Genomic DNA, 18,127 nt, shown 5'->3' with positions numbered 1-18,127 from the left:
TAAAGACTTTTCACAATCCTGAGAGTTGCCTTAAAGAATCAAGGAAACATCTGGCTAGCGTTTCTCAAGATACTGCATGATCCTCCGATAGGCATCCTGTTTTGCTTTAAAATCTCCGGACGCACTGCCGCCAAATTCAAAACTGTAGGATTTTCCTTCGATAGTCATTTGGCCTTTTCGGGGGCCTTCTTTTTGATTGGGATCAGTTGAAATCAAATGACCTGAATCATCGTATTGGATATTTTCGAAAGGATAAGTGAATGCGTAAGCTTTGCTTCTCTCTTCCAGCCTGTCAGCCATGCTGGCGGAGGGCCAGACTTTATCATCCTTGCCAGACAATAAGAGCACTGGACCCTTGATTTTTTCGATAGGAATGATAGCCTTAGCCACAGCTAGAGAGTCTTCCAGACCTGCAGACCAATAAGCCAGGGTATTGAGCTTTTCTGACTCTCCACCTCTGAGTTTTTTCATGGAAATATAGGGAATAGCCTTTCCCTTATAGGTCCAACTGGCTGTTAATTCATCAGAATTGTAGGGCAAAACGGTATTCGACCAGGAAACTGCACTGGGCGCAAAGGCAATGACACCTCCTATGAGTTCGGGCAGGGTGCTCGCTAATACCAAACTTAATTCTGCATTTCTGGAAGCCCCCATGACGATAATTTTATCTTGATCTACTGCTTCCTGATCTCTTAGCCAGTTTATGGCTTTTTCAAAATACTCCAGTTCGATATTTTCCGGAAGAGCGGGCAATCCTTCTGCCTGTGTATAAGGAAGAGAAAGAGCTGCATAGCCTTTCTTGGCAAATTCTGAAGCCCAGTAATCTCCCCATTGCCCACCCCCAATTAATACTACTGCCAACTGATTGGAAAGTGTGTCATGCGCAAAATAATTTGCCTGAAATCCCTGCTCATTGATTGCTTGAGGGCGAACTCCTTCAAAAAGAAAACTGTCCAATACCAAATACCCAACGGCAAGAATTCCAAGTAGGGCCAATCCGAGAAAAACTTTTTTCATTATGTTTGAAGAATAAAGCTAATAAGGATGCAAAGCATCCCCGCTAAGATAAATGAATCTTTGGATAAGGAGGCTTTGACTTCTTACTGAGTTGGAAATTTGGAGAGGAATTCTGTCTAAAAATTCGGGCCTGCCGGATCATCTCTATAACGTGCGAATATTTTGCCGCTTTTATAATCTATCAGGTAAGTAATTGGAAAGCTTTTCTGGTCGAGGGCTTTGAAAATGATCAATTCCTTATTCAGAAATAAAACATGAGCAATCTTATCCAGGGAAAGGTCTTCCTGTGGGTGATACTGATATTCTTCTATCAGGAAAGTTTTTCCATTCAGCTGGAAAGTAGAACCCTTTATTCCTTTCTTAAAGATCAAGCTGGAAGCTTGAGTAGCCAGCAATTCCTCTGTTTCGCGCTTGTCAGGATATATCCCCTGATATATCCCTCTTTGCGGACCCAATAGGTGGGTCCATAGCTTGACCATTACATTATTGGGACTATGGGTAAAAAATTCATAACCTATGATCAGACATCCGGAAGTTTGCTTCCAGCTTCTGGATTCAGGATCAAGATTGTAAAATTCTTGAGAGGGCATTCCGGTATATTTTAGAGAAGCTTCGCCCTGGAAGTAGTTTGCCGTCGCAAAAGTCATGGATAATAAGGGGACCAAGAGCCAGGGGGAAAAGGCAAGTAGATTCCACCTAAGGGAAGATTTTCGATGAATTAAAACGAATAGGGCTCCTCCCCAAATCAAAAATCCAATAAATTGGGTGAAGAAAAGTAAAAAGCAAGTCCATGAGCTAAGGAGACCTAGCCAAAACCAGCTTTTCGTTCCTTTTGTGCTTGATGATTCAGTCATGCTGTTTCTGATAATATTGCAGGTTATTCTTCTTCGATTAACTCATATTTCTTAATCAGATTGAAATCTTTTTTATGCAATTGCCCCTTTTTCAATCGCCACCATCCCTCTATCCAGACTTCCCGGCCCTTCTTTTAAGCGGACATTCGCATTGGTATGAACAATCTCTTTGTAAATGAGCTGGACTAAAGCATTGTCTGGATAGAATAGAATGGATAAGGCAAATATTCTCAGGCTTTTCATGCGGAATCAAAGGATGTGTTTTTTAGTTGAAGCGCTCTACTTAGTAAGAGCTTCAACTCCTATTGATTCCACACTTTATTTCAGGATTAAGTTGATCTATTCTATTGGTTCTCCTTTGAAGTAGGATGCATATTCCATGTTCAATTCCTTTGCCAGCTCAATAATGCTTGCAATACCAGATGTACTAAACCCCTTAGCGGGATATTCAAAATCTTCATCAATTTGGATCATCTTTTCACTGCTTGCCGGAATCTCTATGGTAGAAGTGAGGTAATTGCAATCCAGGCAAATGTTTATCTGGCATATAACTTTGTCTCCCTTAAAGAATACAATGGCCATTCTTGGGTCAAAACAAGCTGCTGTACCTTTGCCATAGGTTTCGGGCTTCGTCAGGAAATTAAGCATTTGATCGAGCTGCTTTTGTGTGAGTACCTTTTGCCGTAAAACCACGGGGACAAAGTTTTGGCTACTATTATTATAAACAGCTGGGTAAGGCTCATAATTCCCCTCAAAATCATATGCAATTACTTTATCGAAATCAATTTCTCTAAAGGGAGAAGGATGATTTTGAGAAGGCTTTGTTTTGGACGCTTGTTCCAGATAAGCGTAGATCTCTTTTTGGGAGACATATTTATCCTCAAAATAATTTTCGCAAGAAATGAATAGATGGCTAGAGAGGAGGAGTAAAATGATTGTGTTTCGCATGATGCTACTATTTACGGATACGAAGCGAAAGGTTTTGCTAATTATAAATAGAATGATTGTCGGGGAATGGGTTTTCTATTCCAAACTCAGCATCAAGGCATGTGCGAGTCCGGAAACTTCGCTGGTCAATTCTCCTAGAGCCGAAATGTTGGAAAGGACAATGACTCCATTTTGGGATTCTGTTTCAAGAATCATGGAAGAGGTATATCCTCCGGTCCCGCCATTGTGCCAATTCCAAATGGCTCCGGACTCGGCGCTAATAAGGCTCCATCCGAGGCCCATGGAGAAATTTTCTGTAACAGGAAAGAATTCCTGTCGAGTGAGATTGAGTTCCTGATTGCTTGAGTCAAATTGAGCCAGGGCGAATTTGGAAAGGTCCTCGACGGTAGAAAGAATTCCACCTGCTCCCATAAAAGTTTCCATATCCCAATTGGGAACTTCTTCGCCCTCGTCATTGATCCCTATTACCAGCCTGTCTTTAATATTCTCTCTGAGGGTAGTAGAATGGGGCATCTCATATTTGGTGAAGATTCTCTGCTGAAGCAGTTCTTCGTAGCTGCTCCCACTTACTTTCTCCAGGCTATAGCCGAGTACAGCTGCACTCAGATTGGAATATTCACAGACTTTGCCGGGCTCATTTTCCAGCAATAACTCCTGACTGAGGTAGCGCTTGAGTCTTGTTTCATCAAAGCCTAAATAAGGATTATCCAGACTTACGGTTTCCAGGCTGGGAGGAATGCGTGGCAAGCCTGCGGTATGAGTAGCCAGTTGCTCAAAGGTGATTTCGCTTCCTTGTTTGAAGGAAAAGGGTAATTGGGTTTCTACTTTATCTTCCAGTTTTATTTTACCTTCAATAGAGAGGCCTGCCAACAGGGTGGAAGTAAATACTTTAGAGATGGAACCAATTTCAAAGACACTGGAGGAATTCTTAGTATAAAAGCTACTAGTATCGATTCTGTTAACTCCCAAAAATTCAACTTCCCCAGCTTTGATCAATGCCATCGCGAATTGGGTATTCTCTGGCATAAGGGTAATAGCATGTATGATCAGTTCATCTTGCTCATGACGAAAGAGACCTTCCTCCGCAGAAGAAGAGGATTGAGGAGGAGAGCTCATATTACATGCCATAAGCAGAGCTAGGCAAATAAATAGGGAATAGGTTTTCATGGGTTAAAGATACTTAGCTTGCCATGGCTGATTTAATGAGTAGATCTTTTGTTGCTTTGATGCCAGCTTCTTCACTCAGTTTGTAGCCTTCATATTCGATGCCCACATAGCCCCTGTAATCAAAGTCCTGAAGAATCTTAATCATGGCAGGGAAGTCGGCATGGCTATTTTCTCCAGCCGCATTGAAGTCATGGGATTTTGCGCTGACTCCTTTTGCATAGGGCATGAGTTCTTTCAGGCCTTTTATTGGATCGTATTCTTTTCGGGGGAAAAGATTGATCATGAAATTGCCGAAATCAGGTAGGGTCCCACAATAGGGATTGTTGACTTGCTGGATAACCCCTGCCAGCCATGCAGCATCGCTTGAATAACCGCCATGATTTTCAACCACTACATTGATTTCTTCTTTGGCTCCATATTCACTGAGTTTGCCCAGGCTATCTACCATAGCCGAAGCAACTGCATTGCGTTCTCCTTTGCCGATTGCATTTACACGTATAGAATGACAGTTGAGAAATTTAGCTGCGTCTATCCATTTGTAGTGATTGTCAATGGCTTCTAATCGGCTCTTCTCATCCAAACTCGCGAGATTCCCTTCCATATCAATCATGATGAGTAGATTTTTGACTCCATGATCAGCAGCCCGTTGATTCATTTGAGATAAATATGCAGTGTCATTGGCTTTATCTATAAAAAACTGATTGACATATTCGACTGCCTCAATGTTGAAGGTCTCTTTGGTGTATTGGGCGAAATCCAGATTGTCCAATTTGCCCGTCCACAGACTATTATTGAGGGACCATTGAGCCAGGGAGATCTTGAAAGGCATGCCTGCAGGAAGAGGAGCGGTACCTAATTGAAGGGCTGAGGCTTCCGGGAGTAGATCAGAACAAGCATTAAGCCCGAGTGCTGTTATTCCCAATAAACCCAGTCCTGATTTCTGTATGAATTTTCTTCTTTCCATTCTTTTATGCTTTAAAAAATCAATACCAGGCTCCTACGATTAGGCCCATTACAAAAAAGCTTACAAACATATAGCCTACATCGATAAGATATAGCTTCAGAGGTTTTTGAGCGAAAAGATAATTGACTCCGAAACTGGTAGCAACAAATACAAAGCAAAGGAGGAAAGCCATGATGCCTGCATAGATCGCTGAAGTGCCTAACATCATAGCAACTTCTGTAAAAATGGATAGAGCTGCAGCTATGATGAGATTTAGGAGGAAAGATCCTCCAAAGATGAGGGGCATGTGTCCGCTTTGGGCTTTTTCTTCACTGATTCCTGATAATTCTCTCCAGGTTTTCCCAAACAGGAAATCTCCGTACCAAAGAAAACCGACGACAAAAGTAGAAAGGGCAGCGACTAAAATTTCTGCCAGATTTATTCCAGATAAGTCCATAGAGTAGTAGTTTTTCTCATAAGGTAGGGAAAAATCAGGAGTTGGAAAACCGAAATGCATTTCCCCTGAATGAGGAAATGCATTTCATATCTCCGCTACTTTCTCGCACTTAAGGAAATACTACTCACCCTGCTGGCAAGTTCTTTCACTTCCTGGCTATTCATATCAAAATTGAGTTCCCGGGCTAACTGCTGTAGCTGTGGATCCAACAGCATGACTTCCAATGGAAAGGATTGTTTGCCTTCAATCCGGATGTCCTGAAATCCAGCTGCTCTCACATATCCTAAATAATCTTCCAGTTTCTCAGCACCTGCAATACAGGCAATATGCGCTGCCTGAGAATTTTTGATGAAATCAGGCAAGTCTTTTTCCAGTACGATATCACTGATTGAGATTTTACCCCCATTTTTTAATACCCGATAGGCTTCCTTGTAAACCTCCGCTTTGTTGATAGAAAGATTGATCACACAATTGGAAATGATATGGTCGGCGATTTCTTCCTGAAGGGGAAGGGCTTCTATATCTCCTTTCAGAAACTCTACATTAGCAAATTGACCCTGTTTGGAGTTTTTTCTAGCTAGCTCTAGCATTTCCTCCGAGAGATCAATGCCTATGACTTTCCCGCTATCTCCTACGATGGGGGAGACAAGAAAGGCATCAAAACCGGCACCGGATCCCAGGTCAATTACGGTTTCTCCTTTTTGAATTTTGGCAAGGGCCGAAGGGTTCCCACACCCAACTCCCAAATTTGATCCTTCCGGAACAGCTTCTAATTCCTCAGAGGAATAGCCAATTTTTTCTCCTATCAAGCTAGGGTTTGCGCCTGTATCACAGCAAGCGAATAATTTGGAGAAGGCTGTTTTTTGGCTAAGAGTAGCCAATTTAGAATAGCTATCTACAACGGAAGTTTTCAGACTTTTTGTATCCATGTTAAAGGGGTTAAAATTAAACGATGGATCAAGTTGTCGCCTGTAAGCTTCTCGAAAATTGACCTGGGTCAAATTCGGGAGATCTTTTTTCGAATCCTGCTCAGGGTTTCTGGGGCAATCTGTAAATAGGAAGCTAGATAACGTAAAGGAATGCGTTGGAGAAGCGCTTTGTCTTTTTCGAGGATCTGCAAATACCTTTCGGTTGCAGATAGGTCCATGAGAAAATGCTTGTGATGTTCATTGATCACGTATTCATTTTCGCCCGCTAATCTTCCGACTTCCTGCCAAAATAAATGGCTTCTATATAATTTCTGCAAAGCTTCATACGAAAGCACAATCAATCGGCTGGCTTCGATGGCCTGAATCGAAATTTTGCTTTCTGTTTGGGTGATAAGGCTACTATAGGAAGTGGAGAGTGTTTTTTCTTTGCAGAAACAATGGGTGATTTCTTTGCCGTCTTTGAGGTAGTAAAGCCTCAGTAAACCTTCTTCAATAAATGCAATCTGTTTGGAAACCTCTCCTTGCTGAAGGAAATATTCCCCTGCTATCAGGTCCCGAACTTTCAGGTAAGGCCTCACTGCCTCAAATGCCTCGGGGGAGTAGTTGGGAAATTGTTGGAGAAAGCTGTCAAAGATGTCCATTTTATGAAGGAGAGTAGATGAGTGGCGAATGGTCTAGTTTCATCTTACTATCCTACCGGGAAAATGGTTGTATCTCTGGCGTGTTTTCTATGTTTTTGTTCTGAGGGCGAATTTGAATTCCCGGACGTTTTCGGGTGTATAATTTCATCGCATACATTGCCAGCAGTATGATGGGAATGATCAATATGCTTCCTTCTGGCCCAAATTCGCCCCCACTTAACCAGGCTTTCTCAGATACTAAGCTGTGTTGTATCAAAGTTGCATTTTGATGCCCGCTGGCAGCAAATCCAAAGATCGGGCCCTGAAAGAAATTCCAGCCTATGTGCATGCCTATGGATAGCCAAAGCATTTGACTGCTGAGGTAACCATAGATGCGTAGAAATCCGAAAAGAACGATGATACTTGAGGAAATCAAGCTTGCGTTTGGATTGCTTGCGTGAACGATACCATAAATCAGACAGGAAATAACAATGGCTTTTATCCAACCCATGCCCTCAGCCATATTTTGAAGTAAGTAGCCGCGAAAAAATAGTTCTTCCCAATAGCCAACCAGTATATGTTCCAGGAGTAATAGCAGGAGGGAGCCCCAGGAAAGAACTTTCATGAAGGTTACAAAATTGAAGCCTTGTACTGAAGATGAAAGTTGGAAGTTTATTCCCTGATATTCTATCAGTCCCAAAGAAATTGCCAGGAGATAAAACAGGCCAGCCATTGCAGCGCTGAGAAAAAAGCCGAAAAACAAATCCTTGAAGGTATGTGCGTCTATTTTTAGGCCCAATGAGACAAAAGATTTTTTGTCCAGGTATTTTCTTGCTATGGGTACAGCAATGGAAGCAGTGATTGCAAGAATCGCTACTATCAGCAAACTGTAATCCCCGAGAAAAGCCTTTTTGCTAATATCTCCCAAAAGAGGTTTAACTACGAAAATTGTAGCTGCTCCTATCCAGAATAAAAAGAGGAAAAAGAGAATTCTCCATCCGGCTCGCAATCGGCCTTCATTTGCGTTTGTAAAGATGCCCTTCATATCGATGTAGCTTTTCCCTGTAATGGGGAATTTAGATTAAGTGAGTGTTTTATTTTTAGAAAGGAGTGATAAGTGAAGTTGAAAGTTGGAGAATGCACAAAAAAAAGACCACTCATCATAGAGTGGTCCTTTCTCATGACTATCAATGTCAACTAGAATTTCCCATTGCTATTTTTCCACTGATCTTCTGGTAAAATGGTTTCAATGATATCCCAGTGCTCAACGATTTTACCCTCTTCCAATCTGAAGAGATCGTAGTATGCTACATGATCTCCTTTCCCAAATTTCCCTTCACTTACCGTCAGGACAAAGTTCCCTTCGCCCAGAACTCTGTGCAATTTATCATACTGTAAAAGCAGGCCATTTTCTGCAAAGTACTGTAGGGCTCCACCCAATCCTTCGAGTCCATCCGCAATTCCTGAATTGTGTTGCAAATAGGTTTCTGTACTCACATAATCCGTCATTTTATCGGCTTCTCCATTTAGGAGGATATCGGTGACAAAATTCTGAACGATGCTTTTGTTTACTTCCGTTTTATCCATCTCTGTGATTTCGGTAGCTCCGTCCAATTGGGTTCTTCCGCTAGGGTTGGGAGGGGTGATTTCTGCGAGATTATCCCAGTGCTCAACAATTTTTCCATCTTCGAATCGAAAGATGTCGAAACCGGCTTTCGGGCCGAAGAAGTCGTACTCAGAATGTAGGAAAACGAAATCTCCATCTTCAAATGCACGTATAACTTTGGCTTTAAAGCCTGTTGGAGGTGCATTTTTTATTACTTCACCAAATCCAGCGAGGCCATCACCTACTGCCAGATTATGCTGGATGTACTTGCTCGGATTGATGTATCCTGCGGGCTCCTGAGCACCAGTTTGAAGGCTTTCAATAAGTACGACTGCTTTTTCCTTGTTTGTCAATTCCATAGGAGTTTTTTGCTTAGTTTGAGACATTGATTGTTTGTTGCCGCTGCAATTGATTGATACAATCGCGAGGGCAATGAGGCTAAAAAATGTTATTGCTTTCATCTTGATTTATTTGCTTTGTGATGATGAAGCAAAGCTGGGAATGATTCTCCCGTAAATGGATATAAGAAAAAGCCTAATGACTGTAAAAATGGGAAACTAGCGGGCGCTTTCCCGAAAACCTTCTGGGGTGAAACTTGTCTGGCGTTTGAAGTATTTATAGAAATTGGTGGTTTCCTCAAAACCCGAAGCATAGGCAATTTCCTTTACGGAAAGTTCGGTATTGATGAGGAGGCGTTTGATCTGTTTGGTGCAGATCTCATCGATAAATTCCTTGGCTGATTTATGGACAATCGCCTGGGTATATGCATTGAGGGTTTTGGAACTTACGCTCATCATGTCTGCATAGGTTTTTACCTTGCTATGCTGATTTGCGTACTTTTCGACCAGGTTTTGAAATTTGATGAATTCTTCGAGGTATTTGCGGTTCTCTATGATCTGGTTTCTTTGGGATTTGATACGGTAGAGTTTGGCCAGGAGGATGTGTAATTCACTGCGGATGATTCCGAGTGAGTACTCATCATTGGTTTTGAAATACTCCTGACTTATTCGTTGAATGAGGTTCTGGACTTCATTTAATTCACTCTCATTCAACTGAATTTTGGGTTCCCCCAGGAGTTCATTGAATAATTGCAAAGATTTCAGCGCTTCCAGTTTCTCCAGATAACTGAGGAGAAAGTCATCGGTGAAAAGGAGTAATTTTCCTTTGGCTGCGGGATGATTATGGAACCTGTGAATCTGGTCTTTTCGAATGGTGATAAGGCTTCCCCTTTCACAATTATAATTGCTAAAGTCAATGGTGTGCCCACTTTCTCCTTCTTCAAAAAGTACAATCAGGTAGAAATTTACGAGATGAAGATCAAAGGGAGAATGATTCAGGTCTTTGCGGTAGAAAATTTCCCCTAAATCAATCATGTCAAATTCCGCCTGAGGATTTTGACGGTTTTTGAATTTGATTTGTATGGGATCCTGCTTCATGTAGGATTTCAAGATACAGTTTTGTTTGCTTAGCCGTTAAATCTTCCGCACAAAACCGAATCCTAATCTCAGGAAATCAGCAAAAGGATCGTGATCAAATCCTGCAAACTCTTTGCTTAATCCCTTATTGTAATTGGACATAAAATGGAGGGAAAGCTTTTCCATTTGAAGGAGCTTGAAGTCCATTCGGAAGTTTAAACTAAAACGATCATCGACTAAATATGCGGGATCATTGTCCTTGATTGATTTTATCAAACCTTCATCAATATAGGCATAGGCATGGTAGCCACTGAGGGATTGTTGAATGGGCCTGGCGTATTCGGGACCGACTGAAATCCATAGCCTTTTTGCAAAAAAATGTAGGTTTAGGGGGTAAAGTGCAAGGCTCAGGCTTTGTTTCCTGACCCGGGTTTGGGTAGAATTAATAACTCCCGGTAACTCTGTGCTGCTGCTGAGCTTTCCTTCATAATCGTCGTAGTTTATGAATGCATTCAACAAGAATTTCTTTTTCCCTATCGGTATTTTTATTTGGCTTATCCCGATAGAAAAGCTGGACTTTGTGCTTCTATTAAACTCAACAAATTCATGGGAAGACTCGCGAATATTACTGTTAAGCATGCTAGAGGTAGCTCCATAATAGGCTTCTATGTTCTGGCTAAATAGACCGGAGCTGAAGAGTAGGAAAGTCAGGAGGTAGAATAGTTTTTTCATGGTTTCGGGAAATTATTTGCTCGCATTCATTAGTCTTTGCAATACTTCGTCTTTTGATCGTTGCCATAGATGAGAAAGCTGTTGGACTAAATCATCACTAAACTCAATCTTCGGAGATTTTTCTCCCCAAAAGACCTCGGCGTATTCTTTAAAAGACTGAAGGCTTTCTTCAAAAGATTCGTCAGATTCATAATCTACGATGATTTCGCAATTTTCTATCCCTAAATGCTTGGATAAAAATGCTTTAGCCCCTGACTGAAGGCTCTCTATCCCCAATCTTTCATCAGGATGCCAGGTCTCGATGGATCTTGGCTTAATCCCATCTTCATTTTTCGGACCCCAATAGGGGACTTCGTAAAAGTCTTCAGCATCTCTTCCCTCTCGATCATAATAATACCAATAATGGCAGCTGTCGTCTGCCAGAAATTGCTCCACTGCTTTTGCAAATAAAAGCTCTTCCGGCTTTCCCCTTAATTCTGGCAATGCTTCTCTTAAATAGGTTTTACTGTTGAGGCAGGTACTGGCCAAATGCACATCGTCTTGATTGTAGAACTTGATGTCTTCCCAGAGCACCTTTTTACAAAATCCGTAGATTCCCCAGGCAAAATTAGAAGAGCTAGTCTTAGCAATAATGAGTGTGTTTTTCATGATTTATTTATGCTATATCTACCTACTAGATATTTATCATGAGGATTTCTCTTCCAACTCCCAGCGAAATATCCCTTTAATCTTCATTTTGGCTCCCAGGCGTTCGTAAAATTTAATGGCTCCCGGATTGTCTTTTTGTACTTCCCAGCGGATCAGCTTTGTATTTCTGCTTTGGCATAAAAGCTTTGCTTCTTGCATCAAGGCTTCCCCAATTTTTTTTCCTCTGAATTCAGCTTTTACAAAAAGGTCATCCAGATTCATATAGGTCCCGGCATTCCAAATCGAGTAGCTCCAGGTATAGGAAAGGTAGCCTGCGGCTTTTCCATTATAGTCAGCGATAAGGACGCCAAAACGAGGCGATTCGCCAAAGCCGGATTTTCGCAATTCTTCCTCAGTGGTTTTAACCGCATATTCCTGATCGTGGTATCGGGCAATGCCTATGATGAGTTCATAGAGGATGGATACATCTTCTTTGGTAGCGCTTCTGATCTTCAACATATTTTATTCCTCTGAATGCTGTGTGGAGATTTTCTGCAGGGCTTGTTCCAAGAGTTTATTGAATACCTGGGGTTTTTCAAGCATGGGATAATGCCCTGTCCCATCAATATCAAAAACCTCATAGGATGCTCCACTCTTAATCAAGCCTTCCCAATTTGCTGGAATGGCCGTGCTATTGATGAGGTAAAGTTTTTGTTTTAGGCGGGTCAGTTGTTTCGCTTCTTTTTCTGCATAGGAAAATAAAGCTTCCAAACTTCCAATTGCACTCACAGAATCACTGGATGCAAAATCAGATTTCAGTTGCTCTCTCAGCGTAGTATCCATATTTGGGTGAAAGAGAAATTGCTCGGCATAGGCAGGAGCAACAACAGAGAAATTGCCCTTAAGCATTGTCATGAAATTGCCGATCTCTTCCTGTGCTTTTTCATCCAATCCCTGTCCTACATCTTTAAAATTATCAATACCGATTAAGGCTATTACCTTATCATTCTCTATGGCCGCTTCGAGTATAACGTCCCCACCCATAGAATGCCCGATAAGGATGACATTTTCTAGTTTCAATTGATCTATGGCAGCTCGAATATCTCTTCCATAAGCTTCCATGGACCATTTTTCTCTATTCTTTCCAGATTTTCCAAATCCAACTAAATCTATGGCAAGAATTTGATATTGATCTTTTAGGGCCTCGATCTGTTGATTCCAATAAGTTTGATCTATGCACCATCCATGTACAAAGAGGAGGGTCGTATCTCCTTTCCCAAACATTTGATGATGGATAAATACCCCTTCATTCCTAAGTTCTACTTTTTCTGGGATGTCTGGTGTTGAAGCTACTTCCTGGGTTTTTTGATTCCCACAAGAAGTGAGCAATAGAAAGGAAATCAGGATAGGAAAAAGAATAGCAGGTTTCATAAAAGTAGTGGATATAGTTATGTTCATTTATCATACTATTCTTCCCTTGAAAAGTTGTGATATAGCTATCTAAGCGTAGCTGCTTCAAGTAGCTCGAAGAGATCACTTACCCCCAGGGTAAACCACATGATAAGGATGCCCAATATGATTTTAGCCGCCGAAGGCATGGTAAAGGAAAATTTGTCTTGTAGATAGGCAGTTGCAGAAGGAAGAAAGAGGATAGATAATAGAAGATAAATGAGTCCGGGTACGGGATGAACGAGAAATATGTTCAGAATTCCGATGATCACAAGCAGGCCTCCAAAGGCCCAGCCCAAAAGAATGGCTGTTTTTGTTTGACTTTTCATTTCTACTGCCAGATGTTTGATTAAAAGTTTTTCAAGGAAAACTCTTCTTCCAGGGCTTGCCTGAGCGAAAAGACATTTCCATCCAAATCATGTGCATAGACCATCACAAAGTTTCCTAATTTCTGCGGTTCACTGACAAACTCAACATCAGCAGCTTGCAATCTCTGGTATTCCTTATCTATATCCAATACCTCATAGGAATAGCTATATCCCAGATCTGTAATTCTCCGTTTTCCTGTAGGTTTGGGAGTTGCATTTGGAGGCTGATATTCCATCAGTTCCAGTTTCTTTCCTCTGCCATCCAACATAAACCAGGCAGCTTTGAAGGAGAGATCATTGAGGTTTGCGACTTCATCAAAAGCAGGATTATCCTTGAAAAGTCCTTCCCTGGCAGGTTCGATTTCGAGGACAGTTTGATAAAAAGCTTTGAGAGCTTCGATATCCGGACTTAGAATAGCCACCTGTGTCATCCAGATCGGATTTGCCTCTGCCCAATCACTGTCTATGTTGAGCGAAATGATATCTTCTGACATTTGTTCCATCTCCAACATATTGCCTTCAGGATCATAGCCATAGGCATAACTTACGCCATAATTTCCCAGTTTGACAGCTTTTTCTCCTCTTGTCAGCATGTCTATTCCTCCTTTTTTGAATTGAGCATAACCCGATCTGGCCATAGCTGATTGATAGCAGGTATGTGTCATGCCCGGTCCCTGTGGGGGCATATTTTCTATGATGCTATCGCTCTGATTTTCAAATTCAGTTAGTTCCAGTAGCATATTGGGGGCTTTTAGAACCGCTCGTTCAAAGCTTATTCCTTCCTGGCCAAACAATTTATCAGCCGCTGGATTCTCTTTGACTGTTTCTCTTATTATCAATTCAAAAGAAGTGGTCCTTTGGTAAAAGTCGAGCATTTTATCCAGATCAAGGACCGAAATCCCGACATGGTTGAAGCCGATGATGCTGCTAGGAGAGTCTGTGATATTCGCTTGTGCCTGAGTTGGGGAACTCAGGTAAGACTTCAGCCCAAAGAAAGCGATCGCAATGAGAGTCAGCGTTCCGAGGCCCCATTTTGTGGCTTTCCTCTGGTACCATTTGATGGGCGTATGTTGAGAAGGAATAGGCATTTTTTATGTGGTTTTTTTCGGCCTAAAAGGAAAGCTATTCTTTGAGAGAGAAACAAAGCAAGACATTGCCTTCTATTTCGCTGAATTTTGCATAGCCGGAAGTAATGAATACCTGGTCCTCTACAATTACAGGTCCATCAGAATCTATGGCTCCTCCAAAGGCTTTTACTCCATTTACAGCTTCATAATCCTGCTTCGTATCAAAGCTCCAAAGTTCTCGTCCGTTATCAGTTGCATAAGCTTTTAATACTCCATCCAATGCCCCTCCAAATACGACTTCGGGTGTAAGAGTAATCGCAGCAGAGATACCCGGACCACATCCTCTCAATGTCGTTTTACATCGATCTTCTTCCAGGGTAGACCAAAGGATTTTTCCATCAGCAATATTGAGGGCATGCATACCGGGAGATTTTTCTTTATCCGTGTTTAAGCCATAAACCCCTCCATCATTGATAGGTACATAGAGTTCTTCCCCATTCGTTGCCATTCCCCAATGTATCCCGCCCATCATGCCACCTCTTCCTACCAATTGTTTCCAAACAATGGCTCCTTTATTATCGGGATCAAGGGCATAGACCCATCCGGATTTTTGTCCTGCCAAAATCAAATCTCCAGCTTCTCTCTTCACAAGTATAGGTGTTGCTCCAAAGTCAGCATCCGGGCCATTGTCTTCCGGACAATTGGCTCGGCGATCGAGGGTAACACAGGCTCCATTCCAGGCATCTTTGGAAATGGTTTGCTGACTCCAAAGAAGTTCCCCATCTGTCAGAGAAAAGGCCAGGATAGCATCACTTGTCTGGCTGGCTGGCCGGGTATAATTTTCTCCTGTCCCAACATAGAGACAGTTTCTTTGAGTATCTATAGTTACACTGGTCCAAACCGGTGCACCTGAAGGGGCCATGATGGCTATCCCCTTGGCTGTTTTTCCTACTTCCTTTGGACTTTCTGCTATGGTTTGGGTTTTCCAAAGCAGGCTTCCATCTTTAGTGTCAAAGGAGGCTACTGCTCCTCTAAAGCTACAGCAGACATAGGATTCAATTGCTGCACTGACTACTTCTGTTGAACTAATGGGTACATAAAGTTTGTCATTATACAGGTTTAAACTTCCTGTGATGGTTGCTACCGGATGATCATCGGCCTTTTTCTTCCAAAGGAGTTTTCGCTTTTGGAGATCAAGGGCATATAGCTGGGCATTGAAATCACCGAAATACAGACGATTGGCCTGACCTATTGAATCTCGGCCAATGACGAGTGCACTCCGGACTTCAGCATCCGCCTGAAAAGTCCACTGGATGCATCCCGTTTTTCGATTGAGTGCATAGATCGTTCCTTGTTGACTTGCTGTGAAAAGGGTATTGCCTGAAATAGTTGGTTGGACTCTGGCCCTGGAAGCATTGGGAAAGGCAAAGGCCCAGTCCAGTTCCAGCTTAGCGACATTGGATGCCTTGATCGCCAAGTTTTCTGCATCCTGATAACGATGACTTTCCAGGCCCATCCCCCAATTATTGATTTGAGCAGAGGAAGAAGAGGCAGTAAGATCCATTTCCTCGCTGCATAATCCCTTTACAATTGTATTTGATTCTGAATGAGCATCTACCTCTGAAATATAAGCTGCAAGCTCTTTATGTTGCTTATCAGAGAGCATAGCCGCCTGATTCTTCATAACCCCTGTTTTCAGAGCGGCCAGGATTTGGGCTTCCGGGAGGAGTTTTAGGGAACTGACTCTGGGAGCTTCGGGACTAGCTCCATTGTGGCAAATGCCGCAACGAGTTTCGAAGAGTTCCTGGATTTCCAATTCTTCGGTTATCCTTTCGCCCGAAACGTTTTCCGTTCGCCAATTCAAACTCAAAACGAGGATTAGAATGACGACAGCGGTCAATAGTAGTAGTTTTTTCAGCATGGATCTCCGTTAGTGGATGCTTGCTAAGAGCAGAAGCATATTCCTACACTCATATTAGTCAGAATATCTTGGAGATTCCAGTAGGAGAGAAATAAAGCTTGCCCTCAGGCAAATCCCTTGTTTTGAAAAACAAAGGAGTGCGCGCAGACCGAGCCTCTGGACTTACGCACCTTCTTTAGCTTAAAGAGCAAGGGGAGGGCTTAATTGATACTCCTAAGCAATTGTCCGTACTTCTGTTTTCCTACTCCTGCAGAAAAGCCGTTTTGGTCATTGAATACTTCTTCTCCATTGACGAATACATGATTTACTACTCCGTCTGATCGCTTGACATAACGGAAAGAACCCTTGAGGCTGGAGTGATAGTCTTCGATGGGTTCCTCTGTAAGACCGCTACTCAGTTTTGAAGGGTCGATTACACATACATCTGCTCTCTTTCCAATCTCTAATGAACCGGCATCCAGTCCCAGCCATTCTGCGGGCATTTGGGTGAGTCGATGGATGGCTTTTTCAATCGGGAATATCTCAGGGTATTCTAAAGATTGGCGCAAGGCCTGTAATGAACCATCATGGAATGCCATATTGACATTATGAGCACCGGAATCATTGAAGCCGGGAATGGTGGCTTCGTGAGCCAGAAGTTTGACACGGACATCATCTCTGTGATTGGCAGCCGTACATTTCCAGATTAGATCGGTATCGAATTGGATGATGAGGTCCATGAAGTAATCCAAAGCATCACCTCCTTGTTTATCTGCCAGCTCTTGAAAGCTTTTGCCAATCAGGCTGCTATCCGGAGCTTTGACTACGGTCATTTCTTTCAATAAGCGGGGAAAAACGGAAGTAGCTTTATGGTTCCAGTCTTTTCGAAACCATTTTCTGAAAGCAGGATCTTCGAAGGCTGCTTTTCTTTCTTCGGGTGTTGCTCCTATGACTTCTACCATAGAAGGGAATTCTTCGAAAAGCGGGGTGATGGGCCCTTCACCATAGTTGAGGAAAGGCATGGCCAATGCCTGGAATTTCATGTCGGCATTAAAGAATCTTTTCCCCATCATGGCAAGGGTGGTTACCAGTTTATGGATGCTTTCATTGGACTTTAGATCCATAGCAGCTACGATGGTTGTTTTCAGGGGTTTTCGGAATAAACCGGAACTCATGCCCAATAGGTGTACCCCTGACATTTTATCCAGGGCATTGGGAGTTGCCTGTAAGACCCGATTATATCTGCGCAGGATATTGGCGAGTCTACGGTATTCTTTGACCGAGGCCTGTTGAGAGGGAACGGAAGTGCCTTTGTATTCCTTAGTGAATACGCCTCCCCAACGATGGAAAGGTAGCATGTCAATGGACATACCCAGATAACCTGCTTCCATAGCTTCCTGCAGGTAATTATCCATCTTCACTTTTTCGGCTTCCTTAGCATGGGCTTGTTTGAAACTCCTTTCTACTCCCATGGCTGCAATACGGATATTTGAATGGCCTACAAAGCTGGCGACATTGGGTCCCATGGGCAGGGTTTCCAAATGCTCATAGTATTCGCCCAGATTTTTCCAGCTGATGCGGTCCTTGATCCATTCAGTCAGGACCTGGGCGGGCATATTTTCCACCCGGCAAAAGAGGTCCACGATGTCCTCATCTTTCCCCAAAGCTGCCGAAATGGAACAATTTCCCATAACTACGGTAGTGGTTCCATGTCTCAGAGATTCTTCCAAACCCGGCATGACTTCGATCTCAGCATCATAATGGGTATGGATGTCGATGAAACCGGGAGTTACCCATTTACCGTGGGCATCAATTTCTTGAGCAGCTTCTATTTCAGGAGCTGTATCAAAAACCGCTTCCACTTTTCCGTCTTTAAGCAGGACATCCGCTTTTTTCCCTTTGGCTCCACTGCCGTCGAAGAAAGTGCCATTTTTGATGAGGGTAGTAGTCATGAGAAGTTTTTTTTTAGATAATTCTTCTGTTTGTCTGGGAAGGCTTTTTGCATTTTTTTGGAAAAATTGCGCAAAA

General features: G+C 42.5%; 20 protein-coding genes. All 20 read right to left on the bottom strand.

Annotated elements, in window-relative coordinates:
- Positions 1-54 precede the first annotated feature (54 nt).
- The gene (locus R8P61_17965) at positions 55-1,017 is read right to left on the bottom strand and encodes an acyl-CoA thioester hydrolase/BAAT C-terminal domain-containing protein (GenBank protein MDW3648961.1); all 963 of its coding nucleotides are present in this window, start codon (positions 1,015-1,017) and stop codon (positions 55-57) included.
- A gap of 116 nt (positions 1,018-1,133) precedes the next feature.
- Positions 1,134-1,871, bottom strand: a complete 738-nt coding sequence (locus tag R8P61_17960; protein MDW3648960.1) for a hypothetical protein — start codon at positions 1,869-1,871, stop codon at positions 1,134-1,136.
- A gap of 72 nt (positions 1,872-1,943) precedes the next feature.
- Positions 1,944-2,114: a hypothetical protein gene (locus R8P61_17955; protein MDW3648959.1), complete on the bottom strand. Its 171-nt coding sequence runs from the start codon at positions 2,112-2,114 to the stop codon at positions 1,944-1,946.
- Positions 2,115-2,210: 96 nt separating this feature from the next.
- Positions 2,211-2,819 (bottom strand): hypothetical protein, encoded by a 609-nt coding sequence (locus R8P61_17950; GenBank protein ID MDW3648958.1) that lies wholly within the window; start codon positions 2,817-2,819, stop codon positions 2,211-2,213.
- 75 nt (positions 2,820-2,894) lie between these two features.
- Complete coding sequence (locus tag R8P61_17945; GenBank protein ID MDW3648957.1) at positions 2,895-3,986, bottom strand: serine hydrolase domain-containing protein; 1,092 nt, start codon at positions 3,984-3,986, stop codon at positions 2,895-2,897.
- 13 nt (positions 3,987-3,999) lie between these two features.
- On the bottom strand, positions 4,000-4,950 hold the full coding sequence (locus tag R8P61_17940; GenBank protein ID MDW3648956.1) for a sugar phosphate isomerase/epimerase family protein: 951 nt from the start codon (positions 4,948-4,950) through the stop codon (positions 4,000-4,002).
- A 19-nt stretch (positions 4,951-4,969) separates the two neighbouring features.
- Positions 4,970-5,386 carry a DUF1761 domain-containing protein gene (locus R8P61_17935; GenBank protein ID MDW3648955.1) on the bottom strand — a complete coding sequence of 139 codons (417 nt, stop codon included), beginning with the start codon at positions 5,384-5,386 and terminating at the stop codon, positions 4,970-4,972.
- Positions 5,387-5,481: 95 nt separating this feature from the next.
- Positions 5,482-6,315 carry an arsenite methyltransferase gene (arsM, locus tag R8P61_17930; GenBank protein MDW3648954.1) on the bottom strand — a complete coding sequence of 278 codons (834 nt, stop codon included), beginning with the start codon at positions 6,313-6,315 and terminating at the stop codon, positions 5,482-5,484.
- A 68-nt stretch (positions 6,316-6,383) separates the two neighbouring features.
- Entirely contained in the window at positions 6,384-6,956 is a 573-nt protein-coding gene (locus R8P61_17925; protein MDW3648953.1) for a Crp/Fnr family transcriptional regulator, read from the bottom strand.
- Positions 6,957-7,008: 52 nt separating this feature from the next.
- The gene (locus R8P61_17920; GenBank protein ID MDW3648952.1) at positions 7,009-7,980 is read right to left on the bottom strand and encodes a type II CAAX endopeptidase family protein; all 972 of its coding nucleotides are present in this window, start codon (positions 7,978-7,980) and stop codon (positions 7,009-7,011) included.
- A 152-nt stretch (positions 7,981-8,132) separates the two neighbouring features.
- Positions 8,133-9,002 (bottom strand): nuclear transport factor 2 family protein, encoded by an 870-nt coding sequence (locus R8P61_17915; protein MDW3648951.1) that lies wholly within the window; start codon positions 9,000-9,002, stop codon positions 8,133-8,135.
- A 96-nt stretch (positions 9,003-9,098) separates the two neighbouring features.
- Positions 9,099-9,989, bottom strand: coding sequence for a helix-turn-helix transcriptional regulator (locus tag R8P61_17910; GenBank protein MDW3648950.1), 891 nt, complete (start codon positions 9,987-9,989; stop codon positions 9,099-9,101).
- A gap of 24 nt (positions 9,990-10,013) precedes the next feature.
- Positions 10,014-10,688: a hypothetical protein gene (locus R8P61_17905; protein ID MDW3648949.1), complete on the bottom strand. Its 675-nt coding sequence runs from the start codon at positions 10,686-10,688 to the stop codon at positions 10,014-10,016.
- Positions 10,689-10,700: 12 nt separating this feature from the next.
- Entirely contained in the window at positions 10,701-11,336 is a 636-nt protein-coding gene (locus tag R8P61_17900) for a hypothetical protein (protein MDW3648948.1), read from the bottom strand.
- A 36-nt stretch (positions 11,337-11,372) separates the two neighbouring features.
- The gene (locus tag R8P61_17895) at positions 11,373-11,834 is read right to left on the bottom strand and encodes a GNAT family N-acetyltransferase (protein ID MDW3648947.1); all 462 of its coding nucleotides are present in this window, start codon (positions 11,832-11,834) and stop codon (positions 11,373-11,375) included.
- A 3-nt stretch (positions 11,835-11,837) separates the two neighbouring features.
- A complete protein-coding gene (locus R8P61_17890) occupies positions 11,838-12,773 on the bottom strand; it encodes an alpha/beta hydrolase (GenBank protein MDW3648946.1) in 936 nt (311 codons plus the stop codon).
- A 38-nt stretch (positions 12,774-12,811) separates the two neighbouring features.
- Positions 12,812-13,093, bottom strand: a complete 282-nt coding sequence (locus tag R8P61_17885; GenBank protein MDW3648945.1) for a hypothetical protein — start codon at positions 13,091-13,093, stop codon at positions 12,812-12,814.
- Between the two features lie 20 nt (positions 13,094-13,113).
- Positions 13,114-14,220 carry a VOC family protein gene (locus R8P61_17880; GenBank protein ID MDW3648944.1) on the bottom strand — a complete coding sequence of 369 codons (1,107 nt, stop codon included), beginning with the start codon at positions 14,218-14,220 and terminating at the stop codon, positions 13,114-13,116.
- 34 nt (positions 14,221-14,254) lie between these two features.
- Positions 14,255-16,120 (bottom strand): PQQ-binding-like beta-propeller repeat protein, encoded by a 1,866-nt coding sequence (locus R8P61_17875; GenBank protein ID MDW3648943.1) that lies wholly within the window; start codon positions 16,118-16,120, stop codon positions 14,255-14,257.
- A gap of 200 nt (positions 16,121-16,320) precedes the next feature.
- Positions 16,321-18,051 carry an amidohydrolase family protein gene (locus tag R8P61_17870; GenBank protein MDW3648942.1) on the bottom strand — a complete coding sequence of 577 codons (1,731 nt, stop codon included), beginning with the start codon at positions 18,049-18,051 and terminating at the stop codon, positions 16,321-16,323.
- Between the last annotated feature and the right edge of the window lie 76 nt (positions 18,052-18,127).

The sequence above is a fragment of the Bacteroidia bacterium genome (assembly GCA_033391075.1).
Taxonomy (GTDB): domain Bacteria; phylum Bacteroidota; class Bacteroidia; order J057; family J057; genus JAWPMV01.
The sequence above is the reverse complement of the archived record's forward strand: the minus strand, read 5'-3'. Positions and strand labels throughout refer to the sequence as shown.

What these genes read in the sequence shown, in the direction of transcription:
- R8P61_17880 (MDW3648944.1), bottom strand. Translation starts at nt 14,220, where the DNA reads ATGCCTATTCCTTCTCAACATACGCCCATCAAATGGTACCAGAGGAAA.
- arsM (MDW3648954.1), bottom strand. Translation starts at nt 6,315, where the DNA reads ATGGATACAAAAAGTCTGAAAACTTCCGTTGTAGATAGCTATTCTAAA.
- R8P61_17940 (MDW3648956.1), bottom strand. Translation starts at nt 4,950, where the DNA reads ATGGAAAGAAGAAAATTCATACAGAAATCAGGACTGGGTTTATTGGGA.
- R8P61_17885 (MDW3648945.1), bottom strand. Translation starts at nt 13,093, where the DNA reads ATGAAAAGTCAAACAAAAACAGCCATTCTTTTGGGCTGGGCCTTTGGA.
- R8P61_17915 (MDW3648951.1), bottom strand. Translation starts at nt 9,002, where the DNA reads ATGAAAGCAATAACATTTTTTAGCCTCATTGCCCTCGCGATTGTATCA.
- R8P61_17870 (MDW3648942.1), bottom strand. Translation starts at nt 18,051, where the DNA reads ATGACTACTACCCTCATCAAAAATGGCACTTTCTTCGACGGCAGTGGA.
- R8P61_17960 (MDW3648960.1), bottom strand. Translation starts at nt 1,871, where the DNA reads ATGACTGAATCATCAAGCACAAAAGGAACGAAAAGCTGGTTTTGGCTA.
- R8P61_17925 (MDW3648953.1), bottom strand. Translation starts at nt 6,956, where the DNA reads ATGGACATCTTTGACAGCTTTCTCCAACAATTTCCCAACTACTCCCCC.
- R8P61_17965 (MDW3648961.1), bottom strand. Translation starts at nt 1,017, where the DNA reads ATGAAAAAAGTTTTTCTCGGATTGGCCCTACTTGGAATTCTTGCCGTT.
- R8P61_17935 (MDW3648955.1), bottom strand. Translation starts at nt 5,386, where the DNA reads ATGGACTTATCTGGAATAAATCTGGCAGAAATTTTAGTCGCTGCCCTT.
- R8P61_17945 (MDW3648957.1), bottom strand. Translation starts at nt 3,986, where the DNA reads ATGAAAACCTATTCCCTATTTATTTGCCTAGCTCTGCTTATGGCATGT.
- R8P61_17920 (MDW3648952.1), bottom strand. Translation starts at nt 7,980, where the DNA reads ATGAAGGGCATCTTTACAAACGCAAATGAAGGCCGATTGCGAGCCGGA.
- R8P61_17955 (MDW3648959.1), bottom strand. Translation starts at nt 2,114, where the DNA reads ATGAAAAGCCTGAGAATATTTGCCTTATCCATTCTATTCTATCCAGAC.
- R8P61_17905 (MDW3648949.1), bottom strand. Translation starts at nt 10,688, where the DNA reads ATGAAAAAACTATTCTACCTCCTGACTTTCCTACTCTTCAGCTCCGGT.
- R8P61_17895 (MDW3648947.1), bottom strand. Translation starts at nt 11,834, where the DNA reads ATGTTGAAGATCAGAAGCGCTACCAAAGAAGATGTATCCATCCTCTAT.
- R8P61_17950 (MDW3648958.1), bottom strand. Translation starts at nt 2,819, where the DNA reads ATGCGAAACACAATCATTTTACTCCTCCTCTCTAGCCATCTATTCATT.
- R8P61_17890 (MDW3648946.1), bottom strand. Translation starts at nt 12,773, where the DNA reads ATGAACATAACTATATCCACTACTTTTATGAAACCTGCTATTCTTTTT.
- R8P61_17875 (MDW3648943.1), bottom strand. Translation starts at nt 16,120, where the DNA reads ATGCTGAAAAAACTACTACTATTGACCGCTGTCGTCATTCTAATCCTC.
- R8P61_17900 (MDW3648948.1), bottom strand. Translation starts at nt 11,336, where the DNA reads ATGAAAAACACACTCATTATTGCTAAGACTAGCTCTTCTAATTTTGCC.